This is a genomic window from Gilliamella sp. App6-5 (assembly GCF_001690525.1).
Taxonomy (GTDB): domain Bacteria; phylum Pseudomonadota; class Gammaproteobacteria; order Enterobacterales; family Orbaceae; genus Gilliamella; species Gilliamella apicola_H.
Window position 1 is genome coordinate 1 of record NZ_LZGT01000078.1, and the last position, 22,493, is coordinate 22,493.

Annotated in this window: 20 protein-coding genes and 1 pseudogene; 15 read left to right on the top strand and 6 right to left on the bottom strand. The window is 35.2% G+C overall.

Features of this window, described 5'->3' with window-relative positions; genetic code table 11:
- Positions 1–4: 4 nt before the first annotated feature.
- Positions 5–85: an integrase core domain-containing protein gene (locus A9G24_RS13380; protein ID WP_442902743.1), complete on the top strand. Its 81-nt coding sequence runs from the start codon at positions 5–7 to the stop codon at positions 83–85.
- A 164-nt stretch (positions 86–249) separates the two neighbouring features.
- Here the strand turns inward: A9G24_RS13380 and A9G24_RS09510 are convergent, their stop codons facing one another.
- The 3 genes from A9G24_RS09510 to A9G24_RS13185 all read right to left on the bottom strand — a co-directional run bounded on the left by A9G24_RS09510 (position 250) and on the right by A9G24_RS13185 (position 1,354).
- Positions 250–663, bottom strand: a complete 414-nt coding sequence (locus A9G24_RS09510) for an SMI1/KNR4 family protein (RefSeq protein ID WP_065638800.1) — start codon at positions 661–663, stop codon at positions 250–252.
- 85 nt (positions 664–748) lie between these two features.
- The gene (locus tag A9G24_RS09515; protein ID WP_081303151.1) at positions 749–1,216 is read right to left on the bottom strand and encodes an SMI1/KNR4 family protein; all 468 of its coding nucleotides are present in this window, start codon (positions 1,214–1,216) and stop codon (positions 749–751) included.
- 6 nt (positions 1,217–1,222) lie between these two features.
- A complete protein-coding gene (locus tag A9G24_RS13185) occupies positions 1,223–1,354 on the bottom strand; it encodes a hypothetical protein (RefSeq protein ID WP_255307243.1) in 132 nt (43 codons plus the stop codon).
- A gap of 115 nt (positions 1,355–1,469) precedes the next feature.
- On the opposite strand from A9G24_RS13185, the gene A9G24_RS09520 reads away from it, so the two are divergent.
- The 3 genes from A9G24_RS09520 to A9G24_RS09535 all read left to right on the top strand — a co-directional run bounded on the left by A9G24_RS09520 (position 1,470) and on the right by A9G24_RS09535 (position 5,283).
- Entirely contained in the window at positions 1,470–1,733 is a 264-nt protein-coding gene (locus A9G24_RS09520) for a hypothetical protein (RefSeq protein WP_065638802.1), read from the top strand.
- A gap of 304 nt (positions 1,734–2,037) precedes the next feature.
- Complete coding sequence (locus A9G24_RS09525; RefSeq protein ID WP_065638803.1) at positions 2,038–2,406, top strand: hypothetical protein; 369 nt, start codon at positions 2,038–2,040, stop codon at positions 2,404–2,406.
- Positions 2,407–2,964: 558 nt separating this feature from the next.
- On the top strand, positions 2,965–5,283 hold the full coding sequence (locus tag A9G24_RS09535) for a zinc/cadmium/mercury/lead-transporting ATPase (RefSeq protein WP_065638805.1): 2,319 nt from the start codon (positions 2,965–2,967) through the stop codon (positions 5,281–5,283).
- 75 nt (positions 5,284–5,358) lie between these two features.
- On the opposite strand, the gene birA is transcribed toward A9G24_RS09535, so the two are convergent.
- The 3 genes from birA to murB are packed head-to-tail and all read right to left on the bottom strand — an operon-like array spanning position 5,359 to position 8,499.
- A complete protein-coding gene (gene birA / locus A9G24_RS09540) occupies positions 5,359–6,312 on the bottom strand; it encodes a bifunctional biotin--[acetyl-CoA-carboxylase] ligase/biotin operon repressor BirA (protein ID WP_065638806.1) in 954 nt (317 codons plus the stop codon).
- On the bottom strand, positions 6,287–7,429 hold the full coding sequence (locus A9G24_RS09545) for an MFS transporter (RefSeq protein ID WP_065638807.1): 1,143 nt from the start codon (positions 7,427–7,429) through the stop codon (positions 6,287–6,289). Before A9G24_RS09545 ends, birA begins: the two co-directional genes overlap by 26 nt.
- A gap of 59 nt (positions 7,430–7,488) precedes the next feature.
- A complete protein-coding gene (gene murB, locus A9G24_RS09550; protein ID WP_065585921.1) occupies positions 7,489–8,499 on the bottom strand; it encodes a UDP-N-acetylmuramate dehydrogenase in 1,011 nt (336 codons plus the stop codon).
- A 456-nt stretch (positions 8,500–8,955) separates the two neighbouring features.
- On the opposite strand from murB, the gene A9G24_RS09555 reads away from it, so the two are divergent.
- The 11 genes and pseudogenes from A9G24_RS09555 to A9G24_RS09605 form a co-directional block, all read left to right on the top strand.
- Positions 8,956–10,185, top strand: a complete 1,230-nt coding sequence (locus A9G24_RS09555; protein ID WP_065586023.1) for a phosphopentomutase — start codon at positions 8,956–8,958, stop codon at positions 10,183–10,185.
- Between the two features lie 52 nt (positions 10,186–10,237).
- Positions 10,238–10,954, top strand: coding sequence for a purine-nucleoside phosphorylase (gene deoD / locus A9G24_RS09560; protein ID WP_065638808.1), 717 nt, complete (start codon positions 10,238–10,240; stop codon positions 10,952–10,954).
- 107 nt (positions 10,955–11,061) lie between these two features.
- Positions 11,062–12,315, top strand: a complete 1,254-nt coding sequence (locus A9G24_RS09565) for a nucleoside permease (RefSeq protein WP_065638809.1) — start codon at positions 11,062–11,064, stop codon at positions 12,313–12,315.
- Between the two features lie 281 nt (positions 12,316–12,596).
- Positions 12,597–13,766, top strand: a complete 1,170-nt coding sequence (gene add, locus A9G24_RS09570; RefSeq protein ID WP_081303152.1) for an adenosine deaminase — start codon at positions 12,597–12,599, stop codon at positions 13,764–13,766.
- Positions 13,767–13,795: 29 nt separating this feature from the next.
- Positions 13,796–15,769 carry a bifunctional 2',3'-cyclic-nucleotide 2'-phosphodiesterase/3'-nucleotidase gene (locus A9G24_RS09575; RefSeq protein ID WP_065638811.1) on the top strand — a complete coding sequence of 658 codons (1,974 nt, stop codon included), beginning with the start codon at positions 13,796–13,798 and terminating at the stop codon, positions 15,767–15,769.
- A gap of 31 nt (positions 15,770–15,800) precedes the next feature.
- Complete coding sequence (locus A9G24_RS09580; protein ID WP_065638812.1) at positions 15,801–16,196, top strand: cytidine deaminase; 396 nt, start codon at positions 15,801–15,803, stop codon at positions 16,194–16,196.
- Positions 16,197–16,292: 96 nt separating this feature from the next.
- On the top strand, positions 16,293–17,594 hold the full coding sequence (locus tag A9G24_RS09585; RefSeq protein ID WP_065638813.1) for a pyrimidine-nucleoside phosphorylase: 1,302 nt from the start codon (positions 16,293–16,295) through the stop codon (positions 17,592–17,594).
- 29 nt (positions 17,595–17,623) lie between these two features.
- Positions 17,624–19,306 (top strand): bifunctional UDP-sugar hydrolase/5'-nucleotidase UshA, encoded by a 1,683-nt coding sequence (gene ushA / locus A9G24_RS09590; RefSeq protein ID WP_065638814.1) that lies wholly within the window; start codon positions 17,624–17,626, stop codon positions 19,304–19,306.
- Positions 19,307–19,320: 14 nt separating this feature from the next.
- Positions 19,321–20,862, top strand: coding sequence for a YjjI family glycine radical enzyme (locus A9G24_RS09595; RefSeq protein WP_065638815.1), 1,542 nt, complete (start codon positions 19,321–19,323; stop codon positions 20,860–20,862).
- Positions 20,837–21,703: a YjjW family glycine radical enzyme activase gene (locus A9G24_RS09600; protein ID WP_065638816.1), complete on the top strand. Its 867-nt coding sequence runs from the start codon at positions 20,837–20,839 to the stop codon at positions 21,701–21,703. Before A9G24_RS09595 ends, A9G24_RS09600 begins: the two co-directional genes overlap by 26 nt.
- Positions 21,704–21,862: 159 nt before the next feature.
- Positions 21,863–22,493: pseudogene (locus A9G24_RS09605) on the top strand (transposase); the annotation flags it as partial.

Here is a 22,493-nt window from a genome sequence, read left to right on the forward strand (position 1 = left end):
AACGATTTATAACACCGAAAGACCGCATGAGGCATTAAATAACATGACGCCGATTGAGTATAAAACACTAAAACAAACAGCATGATTTTCTACTTGAATCTTGTACTAAGTTTGGGGTATTTACAATTAATCGACCAAAACATCCCATTTATGTCTAATCTGGTTATTATTGAATTTATATTTTAGTTATGCTAAATCATTATCAAATAGTAAAAATAAAATATAATCAATTAACTAAAAATTAAATAGTTAATAACTTTGTGATAATTTTGTGATAAAGTTATCAAAGGATTCAGACACTAAAACTAATTCTTTTTCATCCATTAACCATATATATATTTCCCCATAATTTTCATCTTTTAATGAAAGTACAAAGCAATTTCCACCTTCATCATAAGCAAAAGGAATCATATTCTTTAAATTAGGGAAACTATCCACTAAGTCAGAGTATATATTTTCTATAGTTACATCACCGTATTTTATCGAATTAAAGCCGCCTAATAAAAAGAAATTATGTCTTCCATTTTCAGGTGGGTAACCGCCATTAAATTCCATATAAAAATTAAAAAACGAAAGTGGAATTTTTTTATTAAAGTATTTGCTAAATTCGTCTAACTCATCAAAAGATAATTTTTTTTCTGATTCTTCAAGTTTTAACGCCATTTGCTATTTCCTTTTTAATTGAGTAAATCTGTCTAAATACAGACCTAGATATCATCTAAGATAAAATCAGTTTTATAGCTATTATTTATAAACCATATAAATCATCTAGATCATCTTCACACACTAACTTAGAAATAAATTCATTAAAGCTATTGCATAGAAAACGAGTATTCATATCTTGATTATCCGTTAAAGATAAATTATCAGACCATGTGTCAAGAGTATAGTAGTATATTTTTCCATTATTAATATCGATGCAGAAATAATTACCTCCCGCGTCAATCGCAAAAGGTAACAAGGTTTCTGGTAATAACTTTCTACCCCACAAATCTTCTGCTATTGAAGGAATTAAATAGTTCTTATTATTAGATTTTTTATAGTATTTGATGGGAATTAGTTCATGAATTGCAACTTCTTCAAATTCACTTTCAGGATCCAGCCAAGCATTATTCTCTGGCATTCCACCATTGTGGTGTAACAGGAATTGTCTTAATTGAACAGGAATTTTTATCTTTAAGAGTTTTTCAACCTCATTTAGGACAACGCTATTAATTGCTTGTTAAGAATTGTAGAATTTGTTAATTACTCTTGGTTTAATATCTTTATATTCAATAGTTTCATCTTGGTCTTGTTCTTCATCATAGGTTAAAGTATTTAAAAAACTTTCTAATGAATCAAATATATTCATCATATTAATTCCCAAATTATATTACACCTGTAGCTATCCCAAAAATAATAGAGTAAAAAAGCACAAAACTCATCTACAATATCAATAAAATAGGATGATAATTTTTAGGCAAATAACCATGCTCCAAGAAATATTAAATAATCTAAGAAATGGTCCAACTATTTTAACGTTATCTCAGATAATAGATGTAATGAAATATCTTCAAGCATTTAAAGTTGAGGAGATATTAAAAAATGATCAAGGTTTTTTGGAGGTATTAGATATATTAGTTGAATCTTATTCTGATTCAGCGATATTTGAAGTCAATAATGATAATAAATCATTTTTAGAAAATTTTTGTGATTGGTTGCTTAAATTAGGGAAAAAAACACCCACTAGGTAACGATCAAGATGATTTAAGCTCTTATGCAGATATGTTTTTGAAAGAAATGTAACATAAGATATTACTACTGAAAACAGCTAAAAGGTATGGAAAGCAAGATTCTAAATTATTATTTCAATAAATAATTTTATAGCTTTAGATAAAAACGTTTTTAATGCCTATTGTAGGCCATATTCAAGTTTAGATGCATGAAAGTGAATATTAAATCTCTGAATCAAGATTATAATTTAGTTGCTAATGCTATATACTTTAAAACTATCAATTGAATAATGACTTTCTTTAAGAAAAGATAAGGATTCATAAAATGAAAAATAAATATCTTACTGAAATTGATGATTATTTATCTGTTCCAACAAATTTCGATTTTTTAAAGTTATTAGATGCAGATCATCAATTGGATCTAAGAGATGAACATATATTTGATGATCAGTGGATGAATACCTTTAATGCATTAAAAAATAAAAGCTTTAATAATGAGGAAATCAAATTGATTAACACATTACGAGAAAAAGCATTTATGCTATCTTTAAAAGCAATTAATAATTTTGAAATATCATCCCGAATCGCTGACGATATTGAGATAATAGCCAAGAGCTTTATAGCAGGAGAATATACTAACTGGGCTATTACACACTTATGGTCTGCTTATAAGAATAAAAGATTTCCTGTATAAATTTTATAAAAAATAGCAGTTAGATAAAATACAGTTCAGCATGGTATATATTTTATGCATAAAAATTTATTCACCATTGATGAAAAAAAGAGGATTTTTTTCCTTGATACCGAAGAATCGAGTCATTTTTGGGATATGATATTGCCATTTGAACATTTAATGAACATCAATTCATCATTTTATTCTATTCTAGAAAAAATTAATTTGGATGTTAACTTTCCTAAAGAATCTTCTTTATTTTTTAAAAATAAATTAACCAACATTTCATCGATTTTTTTCTTTTGAGAACGAAAAGCGAGTGCTATTGTACTCGTGGAGATTTTTGTTAAAGCATGGAGCGATTTTTTTATCCTAGTGATGAATCAAGTATTCTTTTAATTACCAATAGCAATAAGATGATCTTTTCTTATGAAGAAACATTTTTTTATGCAGATATATTAGATTAATAAAGGATCAAAAGATCTGTCATCCCCCATTACCTCATTATTAAAAATAAAATGATTTTCTTTTTTATTTTTTAGCGTACAATCAAAATCATCCCCAAAACGAGGTAACGTTATGTTATATAATAACAAATCAATGTACCACAAATATCACCGCCATGAATGTTGTCATGATAATTGTCAAAATCTGGCGCATAATCATGCAAATTTCTCTCATTTTGTAAATTTTCATCAAGAATCAACCCTGAGCTGTGGCGGTAGTACCCATAAGACTAACCCCAAAAATGAGTTTGGCGATCCCCCTGATGACCCCGACAGGCAAAGCAATCAAACTAAATTAACATGGAAAATAAAAGGCATGGATTGTGCACACTGTGCGCAACAAATTGAAAATAGTTTAAAGACATTACCCAATATTTGCCAAACCAAGATTATCTTTTCTACCGAAAAATTAGTCGTTTTTGTTCCACAAAAGAATGAAAAAACTATTAAATTGATCGAAGATAAAATCATCGAGTTAGGCTATAAGCCCATTTTTGAATCATCCCCCGAACATTCACATCATCATGAGCATTCCCATCGTTTTGATAATAAAGCATTAATCCCTTTAGCGGTGTTAGGCGCTTTAATTGTTATGAGTTATATCCTTTTGTTATGTAATCAAACCGTTGGCGAATATGCCTTTATGGTGACGGCAATTGTTGGGCTCATTCCTATTTTGAAAGAAGCATTGGTTTTAACGCGCTGTGGCACACCATTTGCGATCGAGTCGTTAATGAGCGTATCAGCTATTGGTGCTTTATTTATTGGGGCAGCAGAAGAAGCCACCATGGTCATTTTTTTATTTATGATTGGTGAAATGCTAGAAAGTGTTGCAACAAGTAAAGCAAAAAAAGGCATTTCCTCGCTCGCTCAGCTCATGCCCGAAGAGGCTGTAATAATCATTGACGGAGCACGAAAAACCGTTGCCAGTCATAGTTTAAAACCCAATGATATTATTGAAATTTCATCAGGAGGGCGGTTGCCTGCTGATGTGATTTTGATGAGCGAACAAGCCAATATTGATGAAAGCGCATTAACTGGCGAATCCATTCCGGTTAATTATCTTTCAGGCGATAAGATTTTGGCTGGTTCGTTGGTGGTTGATAATACAATTCAACTTAAAGTGGTATCAGAAGTCGGACAAAATGCGGTTGATCGTATTTTACAGATGATTGAAGATGCCGAGGAGCGCAAAGCGCCTATTGAACGTTTTATTGATAAATTTAGCCGTTACTATACGCCTACAATTGCTTTATTTGCACTATTGGTAATTGTTGTGCCACCTTTGTTGTTCAATGCTGATTGGTATACCTGTTTTTATCGTGGCTTGACGTTGTTATTAATTGGTTGCCCTTGTGCGCTTGTAATTTCAACCCCTGCGGTGATAACTTCGGCCTTGTCGAATGCGGCAAAGCAAGGTGTGCTAATTAAAGGTGGAGCAGCATTAGAGCATATTGGTTCGGTTAAACTGGTTGCGTTTGATAAGACTGGTACCTTAACTGAAGGTAAACCACAAGTAACCGATGTGATTCCTCAAGATATTTCCAAAGAACAATTATTAACAATGGTTGCCTCGATTGAAAGTGGTTCGCATCATCCTATTGGTAAAGCTATTGTTGATTACGCATTACAAAATCAGTTAAGCATTAATCAGGCCGATAATCGTAAAGCAATTGTGGGAATTGGTATTCAAGGGGAGATTGATAATCAGACTTTTTATATTGTTTCGCCAAGCAAAGTTGCGACCGTTTCAACGCCTTTAAATGATGAACACGCTAAAATCATAGCGGAGCTTGAAAGTGCCGGTAAAACCGTGGTGGTTGCGGTAGCAAGTCAACAACTGATGGGCATTATTGCTCTTCAAGATATGCTGCGGCCTGATGCAACGACGACAATAAATGAACTTAATCAGCTTGGTATTAAATCTTTGATGCTAACAGGTGATAATGCACGAGCGGCTAAAGCTATTGCCGATCAGTTAGGTATGGAATACCGCGCTGAACTGTTGCCTGCCGATAAGTTGATTGCCATTGAAAAGCTCCACAACACAACGTCAATTGCCATGGTAGGTGATGGTATTAATGATTCGCCAGCCATGAAGGCCGCAACGGTGGGTATTGCCATGGGAAGTGGCACAGATGTTGCGCTAGAAGCTGCCGATGCCGCATTAACTAAAAATAGCTTACTCAGTTTACCTAAGTTAATTCGTTTGACTCGCTTTGCGAGTCGTAATATTAAACAAAATATTACCATTGCATTAGGAATTAAGCTGATCTTTTTGATTACCAGTTTGTTTGGTTTTACTGGACTGTGGCTAGCAGTGTTGGCTGATTCAGGCACGACTGCGATTGTGACTGCTAATGCCCTTCGGGTTTTGACATTTAAAAAATAAAAGTTAAGAATATATTTACTTAATCTATTCCGCTTGTTACAAGCGGAATAGTTATTTTAAATAATTTTAAGTTTATTATTCATCAATTCTTAATGATATTTCGCCACCAATATGGGCATTAATTTTACCGTTTTGTTCTAACAATAAAGCGCCTTGCTCGTTGATGCCTTTTGCAATGCCGCGAATGGTATTATCACCAATTAATAGTTTTACTGGTCGATTGGCAAAGTTATCTAGTCTATTCCAATCATGAATAAATGGTGCTAAACCATGTTTTTCAAATTCGATTAATTGACTTCTTAAGACTTTGGCGACTTGAGCCACAAGTAAATTACGATCAACATTACCTAAATTAGCCCATTTTTGGTTAACTATGTTGGTATCGGGGTTTGTCATGGTTAGATTGACGCCAACACCAATCACTACATGGGCACAATCACCAGTTTTACCGGCGAGCTCAACTAAAATACCTGCTAACTTTTGGTCGTTAAGGTAAAGATCATTTGGCCATTTAACTTTGATCTCTTGGCCTGATAATGTGCGTAAGGTATCGGCAAGTACTATCCCTACCACCAAACTTAACCCCATTGCCGCGGCCACGCCTTGATCTAATCGCCAATACATCGAGAAGTATAAATTGCTACCAAAAGGTGAAAACCATTTTCGCCCACGTCTTCCTCTCGCTTTTGATTGAAATTCAGCCACACAGCAATCACCTGATGTTAATTGCCCTATTCGATCAAGCAGATATTGGTTGGTTGAATCAATAATCGGTAATACTTCACACTGACTATTCGACTGGTAATACTGGTCAATTTTAGCTTTATTAAGCAAATTAAGAGGAGAAGCCAAGCAATAGCCTTTACCTTGTACTGACGTTAATACTATCCCCCACTCGCGCAGTTGTTTGATATATTTATTAATACCAGCACGTGTTATGCCGAAAATGGTTGCCAATTCTTCGCCTGAATGGAACTGTCCATCGGCCAATATTTCAATTAATTTAAGTGGATTTTTGTGGCTGCGCATCCGTTCCTCTTTTTTTAACTAATAAGATAACGAAGTATAACGAAATTATAGCAAAACTAACAAATAAATAGGTATTACTCGTTTTATCCATGATGAATGCTATCACCGCAGGAGCAACTAGGCTACCTAAAGTGTTGGTTAATAACATTGCTTGATTCATAGCCACAATATTTTGCTTCTTAACACACGAGCAAGCCCAAGCCATGGATATGGGATAAATGGTGTAAATCGTTGCACCTAATAAGATAATTGCCAACGCATCTAACCAATTGAATATAAGCATGATACATGCGGCCAACATGAGCAGCGATTCAATTAGCAATACAACTTGACGCCCAAATTTGTCGGCACACCAGTTGGCTGGCATTTGTGCTGCCACACCAGATAAAATAAGTAAAATCATCCAATTAGCAACTTGAATATCACTATAACCCAAGTTTGAATAATAAACTGGCAAGAGTGAATATAACGATCCAATTAACATACCGGCAATAACGCACCCGGTTAATCCAAGCCGAGAGGGTTTATTTAATATCATTGGCATAATATCAAAGCTGCTTTTTTTTCTTTTTGGTAATTTATAATGTGTACGCAAAATAAATAAAATCGCTAGCCCCATCAGTAACATAATAACCAATCCAAAATACAAGACATCTTGTGGAAAATACTGTAACAAAGCTTGCCCCAAAACCGTGCCTAAATAATAAGTGGTTAAATAAACTGCAAGCATTTTCCCACGTGTATGCACTGGACCGGTGAGTAATATGCAACTTTCAATCACCACCCAAGTGACAGCGCATGCAATGCCAATAAAAAAGCGCCACATTACCCAGCTATAAAAATTCATTGAAAAACTTAAACCAATAGTTGCAATGGCAAAAATAATGCAACTGTAGGTATAAGTGTGGCGAGCATTAAATTTACTAATAAACCAATTGGCAAAAACGGTACCAATCAAGTTACCAGTAAAATAGCTTGATCCCACAAGACCAATTTGCCCAAGCGAAAACTCATTACGCACTAGCCACAATGGCACTTGCGTATTGAGAGCTGATAACGAGATAGTCACAAAGAGTAAACTCGTTAATAAAATAGGAAATGAATACGAATGTTTCATAATGTTATCGCATATAATTTATGGGTTATAATTTGCGGGCAATTATAATTTGGTATTAATTATAAATAACTGCCAGCATCAATTTCGCCCGAGTTGCCGATAAATCGGATTTCTGGCGATAAACTCACCAAGAATTTTTGTAATACACATTTTTTTATATAACGAGCTAATTCAACTATATCTTGCGCTGTTGCTTGGTTTTTGTTGACTAATACGAGCGCTTGTTGTTGATGCACGGCAGCTCCGCCTATTTGATAGCCTTTTAAACCACACTGATCGATAAGCCAACCTGCGGCCAATTTTATTTGATGATTGGCTTGTGGATATATTGGCATATTCGGATAAATTTCAAGTAGCTTATCTGCCTCAATTTTATCGACTACGGGGTTTTTAAAAAAGCTCCCTCCATTGCCAAGAACTTTTGGATCGGGCAATTTACTGCGGCGAATTTCGCATACTTTATCAAAGACCATTTTTGGGGTGACATTTTTTGGATCAAAGTTTCGTAATTCACCGTAAGTTAATACTGGTTGCCACTGTTTGGGTAATTTAATACCAACATTGATGACCGCATAACCTTGCAAATATGCTTTTTTGAAGATGCTTTCACGATATCCATATTGACCATCGGTTACAGTGATGATTTTGCCTGTAGCAAGCTCAAGCAGTTCTACATAATCAGCAACGTTTTGAAACTCAACACCGTAAGCACCAATGTTTTGGATCGGTGCCGAACCAACGCAACCCGGAATTAATGCTAGATTTTCAAGTCCCGATATATCTTGCGCAATAGTTGTTGACACTAAATCATGCCAAATTTCACCTGCCCCCACTTTTAAATACCACGCTTGTTCTGTTTCGGTTATAGTAATACCTTTTATGCGATTAACAATAACAATACCATCAAAATCACAGGTAAAAAGGGTGTTACTACCTTCGCCAATAATTATAATCGGTGAATTTTGGGTGTTATCTTGCCAAACTTGTTGTAACTGTTCAACTGTGGTTATAGTAACAACTTGTTGTGCAAAAACAGTTAGACCAAATGTATTAGGAATTTTTTGTTTCATTGATAACTACCTTTATTTTTGTGAAAATAGTTCCCCAAAAGTCAACCGATATTATAGGTTATTATTATAGTTTGGGTCCTATCGCATTTGCTGTCTATATTACCACATTGGTTAAGCTTATTTGATTAATTATTTAGTCGTGAACGATTTTGAATTTTTCTATAAATTTGCTATTAATCGTGTTCTTCAAAAAACGATTTATTTACATTTTGGCTACAAAAGAATGACTAAGTTAAAGTTCATCACATTATTTATACAAATATTCGACTAAAGCAATGCTTAAATCTTTTTTGTTTTTTGTTATCGTGTATTATAACTAGCCAAGCAATGTTTTTATGAATTATAGCCTAAATCATCGATTTGTAGTATAAAAAACAACCATTGTCATTTGGTAGGCTGTTATTGATTATATTAATTGTGCGCAAGTTAATTTTTGCTTATGAGTTAGAGGAAATTATGAAAAGAATTTTTATTATGATCCTAGATTCGTTTGGGATCGGCGGCGCTGAAGATGCAAAGAAATATGGCGATGAAGGAGCTAATACTTTAGGCCATATTGCAGAAGCTTGTGCATTAGGTAAAGCGGAACAAGGTCGAAGTGGACCATTAAAATTACCTAATTTAGGAAAATTAGGCTTAATAGAAGCCGCCTATGAGTCGACCGGAGCATATCCTAAAGGCATGATGACAGAAGGCGAAATTATTGGTTCATACGGTTATGCCAGTGAAATCTCATCGGGTAAAGATACACCTTCAGGACATTGGGAAATTGCCGGTGTACCAGTCCTTTTTGACTGGGGTTATTTTACTAATACAACTAACAGTTTTCCTCAAGATCTTTTAGATAAAATTGTTTCTCGCGCAAATCTTCCCGGTTATCTTGGTAATTGTCACTCATCAGGCACGATTATTCTTGATGAGCTTGGTGAAGAACATATGGCGTCTGGCAAACCTATTTTTTATACTTCTGCGGATTCAGTCTTCCAAATTGCCTGTCATGAAGAGACATTTGGCTTAGATAGACTTTATGAAATTTGCGAAATTGCTCGTGACGAACTGAATAAAGGTAACTACAATATTGGTCGCGTTATTGCTAGACCATTTGTTGGTAAAAAAACAGGTGAATTTGTGCGTACGGGTAATCGTCACGATCTTGCTGTTGAACCACCGGCTCCAACGATGATTAAAAAGCTGGTTGATGAAAAACACGGTACTGTAGTGTCAATCGGTAAAATCGCCGATATTTATGCACAAGTTGGGATTACTAAAAAAGTGAAAGCGACTGGTATTGAAGCTTTATTTGATGCATCACTTGAAGAAATCAAACAAGCTAAAGATAACACCATTGTATTTACTAATTTTGTCGATTTTGACTCCTCTTATGGTCACCGCCGTGATGTATCGGGTTATGCTGCTGCGTTAGAATATTTTGATCGTCGCCTTCCTGAGATGTTGGCACTTATTAAACCCGGCGATCTGCTTATTATTAGTGCCGATCATGGTTGCGATCCAACTTGGCCTGGTACTGATCATACTCGAGAACATATCCCTGTCATTGTTTATGGAGATAGTGTGCCAGTTGGATCTTTAGGTCATCGTGAAACATTTGCCGATATTGGGCAAAGTGTTGCCGATTATTTTGATTTATCGCCAATGGATTACGGTAAATCATTTATAAAAAAATAAGTAACTTAAGTTCAAATAATATCGATTTAGAAACAAATATCAGGAGAAGTTGATGTCTACCCCGCATATTAATGCCATTGATAATGCTTTTGCAAAAACCGTTTTAATGCCTGGCGATCCGCTACGAGCAAAATTCATTGCAGAAACCTTTTTAGAAAACGCACAAGAAATTACTAATGTAAGAGCCATGTTAGGTTTTACGGGTTATTACAAAGGTCAAAAAGTTTCAATTATGGGGCATGGAATGGGCATTCCATCTTGTTCAATTTACGCAACTGAACTGATTAAATTTTACGGTGTTGAAAACATCATTCGTATTGGTTCGTGTGGTGCAATTAGTCCTAATGTTAACGTGGGTGATGTTATTGTTGGTTTGGGCGCTTGTACCGATTCAAAAGTCAATCGCTTACGTTTTAAAGATCATGATTTTGCCGCTATCGCCGATTTTGATTTAACTTGTAATGCCGTTAATGCTGCTAAAAAGTTAGGTGTAAATGTGAAAGTGGGTAATCTCTTTTCTGCTGATCTTTTTTATAGTGTTGAGCCTGATATGTTTGATGTTATGGAAAAATATAATATTTTAGGTGTAGAAATGGAAGCTGCAGGCATTTATGGGGTTGCTGCCGAATACGGAGCCAAGGCATTAACCATTTGTACGGTTTCGGATCATATTCGAAAGGGCGAGGCAATGTCGGCAGAGCAAAGACAGCTGGGCTTTAAAGAAATGATCACAGTTGCACTAGAATCTGTTTTATTAAATCAAAACTAAAAAAATGGCAGGTAATCTGCCATTTTTTATTTTTATTTATCAAATAATGATTATATTCGTGTTTAGATAATAGATTACACCAAGATCTCATTAATAAGGAATCATAAATGAATATTAAGTATCAGCTTAAAGTTATATTTTTCTTACAATTTTTTATCTGGGGAAGCTGGTTAATTACCTTAGGTTCTTACATGATGCGTAAATTAGATTTTACTGGCATTGAAGTAGGATCAGTATATGGCACAATGGGCATCGCTTCGTTGTTCATGCCTAGTTTGCTTGGTATTGTTGCTGATAGATGGATCCCCGCTAATCGTCTATATGTGCTTTGTCATTTAATAGGTGCGATAACACTGTTTATAGCTGCTTCTGTCACATCACCTTTCTTGATGATGATTGTAATACTTATTCATTGCTTAGCTTTCATGCCTACTATCGCAATTTCAAATTCAATCTCTTATTCCTGCCTAGAATCACAAGGACTTGATGTTATTACTCAGTTCCCTTGTATCAGAATATTTGGCACCATCGGCTTTATTGTTGCCATGTGGCTTGTGAGCTTTTTACAGTTAGAACTTAGTAGCATGCAACTTTATATCGCTGCTGCATCTTCTTTGTTACTTAGCCTTTATTCTCTCTCATTACCACTGATTCCAACTGCCAAAAATACTACAGAAGAAAAAAGCATCATTAGTTCATTAGGATTAGATGCTTTTGTTTTATTCAAACAACCTAGAATGGCTATCTTCTTTTTATTTGCAGTTTTATTAGGTGGCATTTTACAAATCACCAACACCTTTGGTAATCCATTTTTACATGATTTTGAAAAATTTCCTGAATATGCCGATAGCTTAGTGGTTAAGTATCCTTCCGTACTGTTATCTATTTCTCAAATTTCGGAAGTGGTATTTATTTTATTTGTACCTTTCTTTATGAAACGTTTAGGTATCAAATATGTTATGTTAATTAGTATGTTTGCTTGGGTGGCACGTTTTGGTTTATTTGCTTATGGTGACCCATCTCCTGTCGGTTTTGTACTATTACTTCTTTCAATGATTGTTTATGGTTGTGCCTTCGACTTTTACAATATATCAGGTTCAATGTATGTTGAAAAATCGGTATCACCAACTATTCGTAATAGTGCTCAAGGATTATTTATGACCATGACTAATGGACTTGGTGCTTATTTAGGTTCGGTAATTAGTGGCTTTGTAGTCGATCATTACACAACTACAAGTGGCATTGATTGGCAAACGGTCTGGCTTGTTTTTGCAAGTTATGCTTTGGTTCTAGCTATTGTGTTTATGTTGATTTTTAAAAACGAGAATCCTAATCCACAAGCTACCGCGACCATCAATTAATAATTCATTGAGTGGTTGTTCATTCCCGCCACTTAATCAATATGCAGGCAGCAATATTAGTTGTTGCCTTTTGCTAGCACAAAATTAGCTTAAAAATATGATTTACCAAACAAAAATATAAATAAGTAATGCAAAAGGTATGGCGGAAAGATGTCTTATCAAGGTAAAATACCCTAGCTTATAATTAGCAACAATAAATATGCTATTTTTAGCTTTGATAAGTGTTTTAATGTCATTATTACTAAAACCATTTAGCTCATTTTAAATAGATTAAATACCTAATGAACGATCAAATAATACCCAAAGTCATATTACATGAGCACATTGAAGGGAGCATTACTCCTATTATGGCTCAAAAGTTAGCTAATAAAAATCAAATCCCCTTTCCTAGTTCTTTATGTTATAAAAAGGGAGAATATGATGAGCAAGAGTATCAAAATGGACGTTATCAATATGATGAAACAAATTTCATAGAATTTATTCAAACTTATGATACCGTTTCTCATTTTTTAAAAACTCCGGAAGATTATTATTTAATTACATTTGATTTTTTGAGTAGAAATGCCAAACAGGGACTAATCTACTGTGAACTTTTTATCTCTCCTTACCATATCTGTGCAACCGAAATTGATGGCAAAATGACCTGGGATAAAGAACGATTCCAACAAACCTTAACACAAATGGATAAAGCCATTATTGACGTCCGAAAAAATCATAATATTACCGTTAGGTATCATGTTATCGGCGTTCGACATCTTGGTGCTAAAATTGTCCATGAAACATTAAAATTTATTGAAAATAATCATCACCATTTTATTACTGGATTCAACATTGCAGGCAATGAAAGAGCAGGTCATTTCGATGATTTTCAAGATTCACATCAATTAGCATCTAAATTAGGCTTACAAAAATCTTATCATGCAGGCGAAATTGAGCCAGCAGAAAGCATCATTCAAGCATTAAAACATGGCGCAACAAGAATTGGGCACGGCATTAAAGCCATTGATGATCAAAATCTAATTAATGAACTGATTAAGAACAACATCACCCTAGAAGTTGCACTCACCAGTAATCGTATTTTGGTTAATGAACTACACGGCGATATCTATCAGCACCCAATAAGACGGCTTTATAACCAAGGGGTTCGCATTACTCTCAATACGGATGATGCAGGAATTTTCGGCACCGATATTGAAAAAGAATATAACATTGCCCAATCCATATTTGCATTTTCGCGATTAGAATTGCTTGACATAACGCTGTGTGGCGTTCAGGCCGCATTTGCCGAAGAATCGGTTAAAAGTCGTTTGATAGAGCATGTTTTTTCATGTTTTACCTCTAATGATAAACAAGTGATGAAAAAATGCATTAATGATAAGAAATATCATCCAGCAATCATTAAACGATTTTTAGAATATCAAAAGCAGTTACTAGCCATGCCCGTTAACTAATTTAGTTATCAGAATAATAGGAGATTCGCATGAAAAAAAATAAACGCATCCTGACCTTTTTACCCCTATTTATTTCCGGTATTGCTAATGCTGCAACGGTTGATTTAAGAATTATAGAAACCACTGACTTACACGGTAACATGATGAATTATGATTATTTTAAAGATCAACCAGCTGATACGTTTGGGTTAGTAAAAACCGCCAATTTGATTCATCAAGCAAGACGTGAGGTAAAAAATAGTGTTCTTGTTGATAATGGCGATTTGATTCAAGGTAGTCCAATGGCTGATTACGCAGTAAATAAAGGTCTTAATGATGGCGAAATTCATCCTGTTTATAAAGCACTCAATACGCTTAATTATACTGTCGGTAATATTGGTAACCACGAATTTAATTTTGGATTGAAATTTCTGCAAAAAAGCCTTTCAGGAGCTAAATTTCCTTACGTTAACGCAAATGTCTATGATGCCAAAACCAATAAACCATTTTTTACACAATATATTATTGTAGATACTCCAGTGGTTGATAGGAAGGGCAAGAAGCATACAATTAAGATTGGCTATATTGGTTTTGTACCACCACAAATTATGCAATGGGACAAGCTTAATCTTGATGGCAAAGTTATCGTTAAAGATATAACTGAAACGGCCAAATTATTAGTGCCCGAAATGAAAAAACAAGGTGCCAATGTCATTATTGCGATTCCTCACTCTGGTGTGTCAACTGAACCTTATAAAGCGTTAGCTGAAAATTCGGTTTACTACTTGAGCCAAGTAGAAGGTATTAATGCAATTATGTTTGGTCACTCTCACGGCGTATTCCCTAGTGATGAGTTTCATTCACTGCCAAATACCGATATCAAAACTGGCAATATTAATCATATTCCAGCTGTGATGCCCGGCCAATGGGGTAGCCATTTAGGTGTGGTCGATTTAGTACTAAATGGAAATAAATCCGATTGGCAAGTCGTCTCGGGTAAATCCGAAGCTAGACCAATTTATGATGTAAAAAATAAGAAAGCGCTAGTAGACGCCGACAAAAAGATGGTCAATATTCTAAAACAAGACCACCAAGGTACGCGTGAGTTTGTTGGTAAGCCAATAGGAAAAGTGTCAACTGATATTACCAGCTATTTAGCCCTGGTCGAAGATACTTCTGCCTTACAAATTATTAGCGATGCACAAATCAATTACGTTAAGCAGTTTATTCAAGGCGATCCTAATCTCGATGGTCTACCTGTTCTATCAGCCATTGCACCATTTAAAGCAGGTGGCAGAAAAAACGATCCTAGTGCTTTTGTTGATGTCAAAAAAGGCGATTTATCATTTAGAAATGCGGCAGATATCTACCTTTATCCTAACATTTTGTCTGTCGTGAAAGTAACAGGTAAAGATGTTAAAGAGTGGCTGGAATGTTCAGCTGGAATCTATAATCAAATTGACAAAAATTTAACACAACCGCAATATTTAATTAATTGGGAAAAATTCAGAACCTATAATTTTGATACGATTGATGGCGTGAATTATCAAATAGATGTAACTAAACCACCGCGCTATGATGCAAATTGTCAATTAATTAATCCAACATCAGAAAGAATTAGTAATCTGACTTATCAACAAAAATCCATTGATCCTAATCAAGAATTCTTAATTGCCACCAATAATTATCGTGCTTATAGTGGCATATTCCCAGGTACAGGCGAAAAAAATATTAAATTTAATTCACCTGACGATTTAAGATTGCTTCTTTCGGCTTATATCACCAATACCACCCAAAAATATGGCATAGTGGATGTTACCGTTGATAATAATTGGCAAATTGCCCCTATTACTAGCGACACGAAATTGGATATTCGCTTTGAATCATCACCAACAGATAAAGCTAAATCCTATATTGAAAAATATTCGCTATATCCTATTCGCTTTATCGACACAGATGCATCTGGTTTAGGCGTTTATCGTATAGATTTACAGTCACCAGTTAACACTCAACCCAAAATTTAATTAGTATTATTACGACCCAAGGATTATAAATATGAAAATTGACAAACTGATTGAACTTGCTAAAGCTGCCCGTTCTAAAGCTTATGTACCTTATTCTAAATTTAAGGTTGGTGCCGTGCTCATTACTGAAAATGACGAAGCGATTTTAGGCTGTAATATTGAAAACGCCTCTTATGGACTGGCTAATTGTGCCGAGCGAACAGCGATTTTTAAAGCGGTATCTGATGGTAAAACAAAATTTAAAAAATTGGTGGTCATTGGTGATACCGAGGGGCCTATCTCGCCTTGTGGTGCTTGTCGTCAAGTTATTAGCGAGTTTTGTGCTAAAGATATGCCCGTGATTTTAACTAATATGCAGGGAAAAATCCAAGAAACAACGGTGGGTGAATTATTACCTTGGTCATTCTCACCAAGTGATTTGGACTAATTTACTCTAAACTATTTTATTTACTAAGTCATTACACTTAGGGAGAATTTAACAATTAAAGATTCCCCCCTATTATTAAGATAAGAGAGCATCAATATGAGATTTGTTGATATTATTGAAAAAAAACGCGATGGAAAAGCGTTATCAACTGAAGAAATACAATTTTTTATTACAAACTACACTAACGGCAAAATTCCTGATTATCAAGTTAGTGCTTTATTAATGGCCATTTATTATCAAGGTATGACGTCTAAAGAGTGTGCTGATTTGACCAGTGCTATGATGTATTCGGGCGATACCGTTGATCTATCATCAATCAAAGGTATTAAGGTTGATAAGCATTCAACTGGCGGTGTGGGCGATACAACAACCTTAGTTCTTGCTCCTTTAGTTGCAGCATTAGATGTACCAGTAGCTAAAATGTCAGGACGTGGACTTGGGCACACAGGTGGCACCACTGATAAATTTGAGTCTATTCCAGGATTTAAAATTGAATTAAGTAAACAAGATTTTATTAATCAAGTTAATCATAAAGGCCTTGCCGTTATTGGCCAATCTGGCAATTTAACACCAGCAGATAAAAAGCTATACTCGTTACGGGATGTAACAGGGACAGTTAATTCTATTCCGCTTATTGCAAGCTCAATTATGAGCAAAAAATTAGCGGCTGGCGCTGATGCCATTGTGCTAGATGTCAAAACTGGCGATGGTGCACTAATGAAAGATATGGCGGACTCCGAAAAATTAGCTCACGAAATGGTCAATATCGGTAACCAAATTGGTCGCAGAACCATGGCAATCATTTCAGATATGTCACAACCACTTGGTTTTGCAATTGGTAATGCGCTTGAAATAAAAGAAGCTATTGATACTTTAAAGGGTCATGGTCCTGCTGATTTAACTGAATTAGTTTTAACATTAGGTAGCCAAATGGTTGTGCTTGCCAATAAAGCCAAAACATTGGAAGAAGCTAGAGCAAAACTTCAAGAAGTTATTAAAAACGGCAAAGCTATCGAGAAGTTCAAAACCTTAATTGAAGCACAAGGCGGTGATAGTTCAATGGTTGATCATCCTGAAAAATTAGCTAGTGCACCTTACCAAATTGCCCTACCAGCACTAAAATCAGGTTATGTATCAAAAATTATCGCAGATCAAATTGGTATTGCGGCAATGCAACTAGGTGCTGGGCGCGCAACCAAAGAGGATATTATTGATCCAGCGGTTGGAATCGTATTACATAAAAAAGTGGGCGATCAAATTGCCGAAGGCGAAGTTTTGTTAACGATTCATGCCAATACAGATAAGCTTGATGCGATCAAGCAAAAATTATATGACAATATTATTATTAGTGATTGTGTACATGAACCGCAATTGATTTATAAAGTGATTACGGAGTAATCATTATCAATAAGGATTTAGGAGGCACCATGTATCATTCAAATTTGAATAAAAAAATATCACTGCTTGTTGTGTTGGGATTGTTTTCAATTAACACTATAGCAGCTTCAACGATACAATCAACAACACCGAGTTGGGAAAAAAACAAGCCTTACCAATTTACTATTTTACACACTAACGACCACCATGGTCGTTTTTGGCAAAATGATATTGGAGAATATGGTCTTGCTGCACAAAAAACAGTTGTTGATGAAATAAGAAAAGAAGTAACCACTAAAGGTGGAAAATTGTTGCTTCTATCTGGTGGTGATATTAATACGGGTGTGCCTGAATCTGATGTGCTTCAAGCCAAACCCGATTTTTTAGGTATGAATGAAGTTGGATATGATGCGATGGCGGTGGGTAATCATGAATTTGATCACCCTTTAGCCGTTATTCGTGAGCAACAAAAATGGGCCCATTTTCCATTTTTATCTGCCAATACTTACTTTAAAGGTACGGATAATCGTGTTTTTGATGCTTACAAAATGTTTGATTTAAATGGCATTAAAGTAGCGGTATTTGGATTAACCACAGATGATACCATTTTTTTAGCCTCTCCAAAAAATACGGATGGCGTTGAATTCCGAAAAACATTACCCGAAGCACAAAAAGTTATTGCCCAAATAAAAAAAACAGAACATCCAGATATGATTATTGCCGTTACACATATGGGTCATTACGAAAATGGCGAACATGGCTCTATGGCACCAGGTGATGTTGAATTAGCACGAGGCTTGCAAAGTGGCGAACTAGATATGATTGTCGGCGGTCATTCGCAAAATCCCGTTTGTATGGCAAGCCCAAATAAACGCATTACCGAATATGTACCGGGTACCCCATGCGCACCCGATCAACAAAATGGCACATGGATTGTACAAGCCCACGAATGGGGTAAATATGTTGGGCGTGCTGATTTTGTCTTTTTAAATGGCAAAATAACTTTGCAAAATTACCAGTTAATCCCAATCAATCTAAAAAAAGAAATAGATAATGGTGACGGAACCAAACGCCTTGAATATTACACTAAAGAGATTGTACAAGACAAAAAATTACTCGCAAATTTAAAACTTTATCAAGAACAAGGTAAACAACAATTATTGGTTAAAAATGGTGAATTAATCGGTCGCCTTGAAGGTGATCGCAGTGTTGTAAGATATCAACAAAGTAATATGGGACAGTTGTTACTCAGTGCTTTTATCGAAAAAACCAATGCGGACATTGGCATTATGTCTGGTGGCATGATTCGCGATTCATTAATTGAAGGCAATATTACTTATCGAGACATCCTAAAAGTTGAGCCTTTCGGCAATAGTGTTGTTTATTTTGAATTAACTGGTAGCGAATTAATCGATTACCTAAAAATAGCACTTAATAAAAAACAAGGTTCGGGCGGATATCCACACCTGAAAAATATCAGCCTAACACGATCTGGCGATCACATTAAAGATGTAAAAATTAAAAATGAACCCATTAATTTACAAAAATCATATCGCATTGCTACACTAGACTTTTTAGCAGCAGGTGGTGATGGTTATCCAATAACCAATACTTCACCAACTTATGTGGATACTGGTTATCGAGATGCTGATGTCGTAAAACAATATTTTGAGGAACATTCTCCAATTAACGCATCTGATTATGAACCAACACAATTTATTATTGAGAAATAAGTATTGAGGTAATTATGAGCTTGACCGAATTTCAACAAAATTGTTATAACATTGTGACAGATCCCAACCTATCACCAAAACAAAAATCTAATTTGCTTGCACTTGCTGCGGAAAATAACCTGCCTTATTTAGAGCTAGATAGTGAAACCCAACAAGCCTTAAATGAACGTGTTATTTGTGATATGTATGAAGGTCACGCACCGTATAAACCGCGTTATGTGCTACCCGATTATACTAAATTCTTAAAACAAGGCTCAAAGTGGCTTGAACTTGCACCTGCTAATACTTTTGATGATGCATTAAATATGCTTACCATCATCTATCATCATGTTCCTTCAGTAACTGGTATGCCAGTTTACTTAGGCTGTTTAGATCAAATCTTACTTCCTTACGTTGGCCATCTTACAGAAGATGAAATTTACGAGCGATTAAAACATTTTTGGATAATGCTAGATCGTAATTTACCTGACGCATTTATGCATGCCAATATTGGACCAACCGATAATATTCTCTGTCGTGTAATCTTACGTATAGATAGAGAACTCAAACAAGTTGCGCCTAATTTAACCTTTATCTATGGTGAAAATATTACCCCTGAATCACTATTATTAGTAGCAATAGAAAATATTTGTGAAACAAGCAAACCTCATATTGCCAACAATAATATGATCCAAAAAGATTTTGATGACAAAGGATATGGTGTAGTAAGTTGTTATAATTCACTACCAATTGCGGGCGGTGGTAGCACATTATCAAGAATCAATTTAAAAGAAGTGGCATTACGTAGTAAAAATATTGAAGACTTTTTGACAAATACCCTACCCCATTATTGCCAATTACAGTTAAATCTTATTAAAGCAAGATCTGCTTTTCTTTATGAACAATCCAACTTTTTTGATGGCAGTTTTTTAGTCCAAGAAGGATTAATTGATCCTAACCGATTTGCACCAATGTTTGGTATCTTTGGCATGGCTGAAGCGGTCAATATTTTGCAAGAAAATGAAAATTTATCTGGACGTTATGGTTTTGACGAACAAGCAAATGAACTAGCATTAGACATTACCCAACTAATTGCCAAATTTATTGATAACCACACAATAGAAAATGCTTGGAAAGGAAAAGCCATGTTACACGCCCAATCAGGAATTAGTATAGATAAAGATACAACCCCCGGTCTACGAATTCCTTATGGTCATGAGCCCGATCCTGTTACCCATATTATGGCACTGTTTAAACATCATCATTATTACACATCTGGCATTAGTGATATTTTAACTATCGAAGAAACCATCAAAAATAATCCATCTGCATTACTACAAATTTGTAAAGCAGCTTTCAAATTTGGTTTCCGTGAATTTACTGCCAATATCAGTGGCAATGATCTTGTTCGAGTAACAGGTTATATGGTGAGATTATCCGACATCAAAAAGTATAAAAAAGAAGGTTCAAGAATCAATACCACGTTCTTAGGAGCAGAAGCTGCTGATGATGTCAATAGCTATTTATGTAGAAAGCCAAGAGTAATTAGTCATGAACAAGTCATGGGCAATCGTTAATAAGATTTTACCCTTTTCTTGTGTTGATGGGCCTGGCAATCGGCTAGTAATATTTTTACAAGGATGTAATTTTCGTTGCTTAAACTGCCACAATCCTTACACAATATCATTATGTAAGGATTGTGGCGACTGTGTTAATGCTTGTCCATATAAAGCATTAAGATTTAATAATCATAGAGTTGTATGGCAAACTTCAGTTTGCCAACAATGTGATACTTGTATTAATACTTGCGTACATCATTCAACACCAATGACTTACAAATATAGTGTCGATGATCTTTTAATCACCATTCGAAAATATCTACCATTCTTAAATGGTATTACGCTCAGTGGTGGAGAAGCAACAATGCAGTTACCCTTCGTTGAAAAGCTATTTAGTGCTATCAAACAAACCAATGATTTAAAACACCTTACTTGTTTTATTGATAGCAATGGTTACTTAGCCAAAACAGGGTGGCAAAAAGTAGAAAACAATATGGATGGTGCGATGATTGATCTCAAAGCTTGGAATAATGATGTCCATAAAAGTCTAACGGGGCGAGACAATCTGCGCGTAAAAAAAACAATTAAATATCTTGCAAAAATTAACAAATTATATGAAGTGAGATTTTTAATTATTCCTGAACACACCGATCTACAAGACAACGCAGAAAATATTGCCAAATTCTTAATTGATTTAGATCCCAATATTCGAATAAGAATTAATGCATTTCATAACCATGGCGTACATGGCATTGCTAAAACATGGCAGTCTGCCAGTAAACAACAAATCGAGCTTTTTGCCCAGCAATTAAAACAAAGTGGATTCAAACAGATTACTTTGCCCCCTGTATATTTATAATTTTTTACCGTCAGCAAATAATAACAATAAAAAAACAGTATGAAAATAAACTAATTAAAAAGGGAAACATTGTTTCCCTCAGATTGATGACAAAGAACTCGCTTTTTGGCGAGTTCTTTGATCTAATAGAGAGGAGTTCATTATAAGAGAAGTTCTTCTATGCTAAAAAAAACAACTCCAGCGACACCAGAAAAAATAGAGCAAATCTCACTAGATGCGCTTGTCCCCCAAAATCATCTTGTTCGTAAAATAGCTAAAGTCATTGATTTTGAATTTATTCGAGAAGCGGTAGCACCACTTTATTGCCCTAATAACGGTCGTCCGGCAGAAGATCCGGTCAGACTGTTTAAAATCATGCTATTGGGGTATCTTTTCGGTATCCCCAGTGAACGTCGTCTGGTTCAGGAAATTCAGGTCAATTTAGCTTACCGCTGGTTTCTGGGAATGGGATTAACCGAAAAAGTGATTGACGCCTCAACACTTAGCCAAAATCGTCGCCGTCGGTTTAATGACAGTGAAATCTATCAACAGATTTTGATAATATTGTTGAGCAGGCCATTGCCAAAGGGTTGATAAGTGGTCGGGTTTTATATACGGACAGTACTCACCTAAAAGCAAATGCCAATAAAGGCAAAGCACGTAATGAGCAGCGTATTGTTGAGCCCAGTCAATATATTGATGCGCTTAATCAAGCCATCAACGCAGAAAGAGAATTAAACGGAAAAAAGCCTTAAAGCCATCGACGGTAGAGAAATACAAGGAGGTTAAAGTCAGTACAACAGATCCGGAC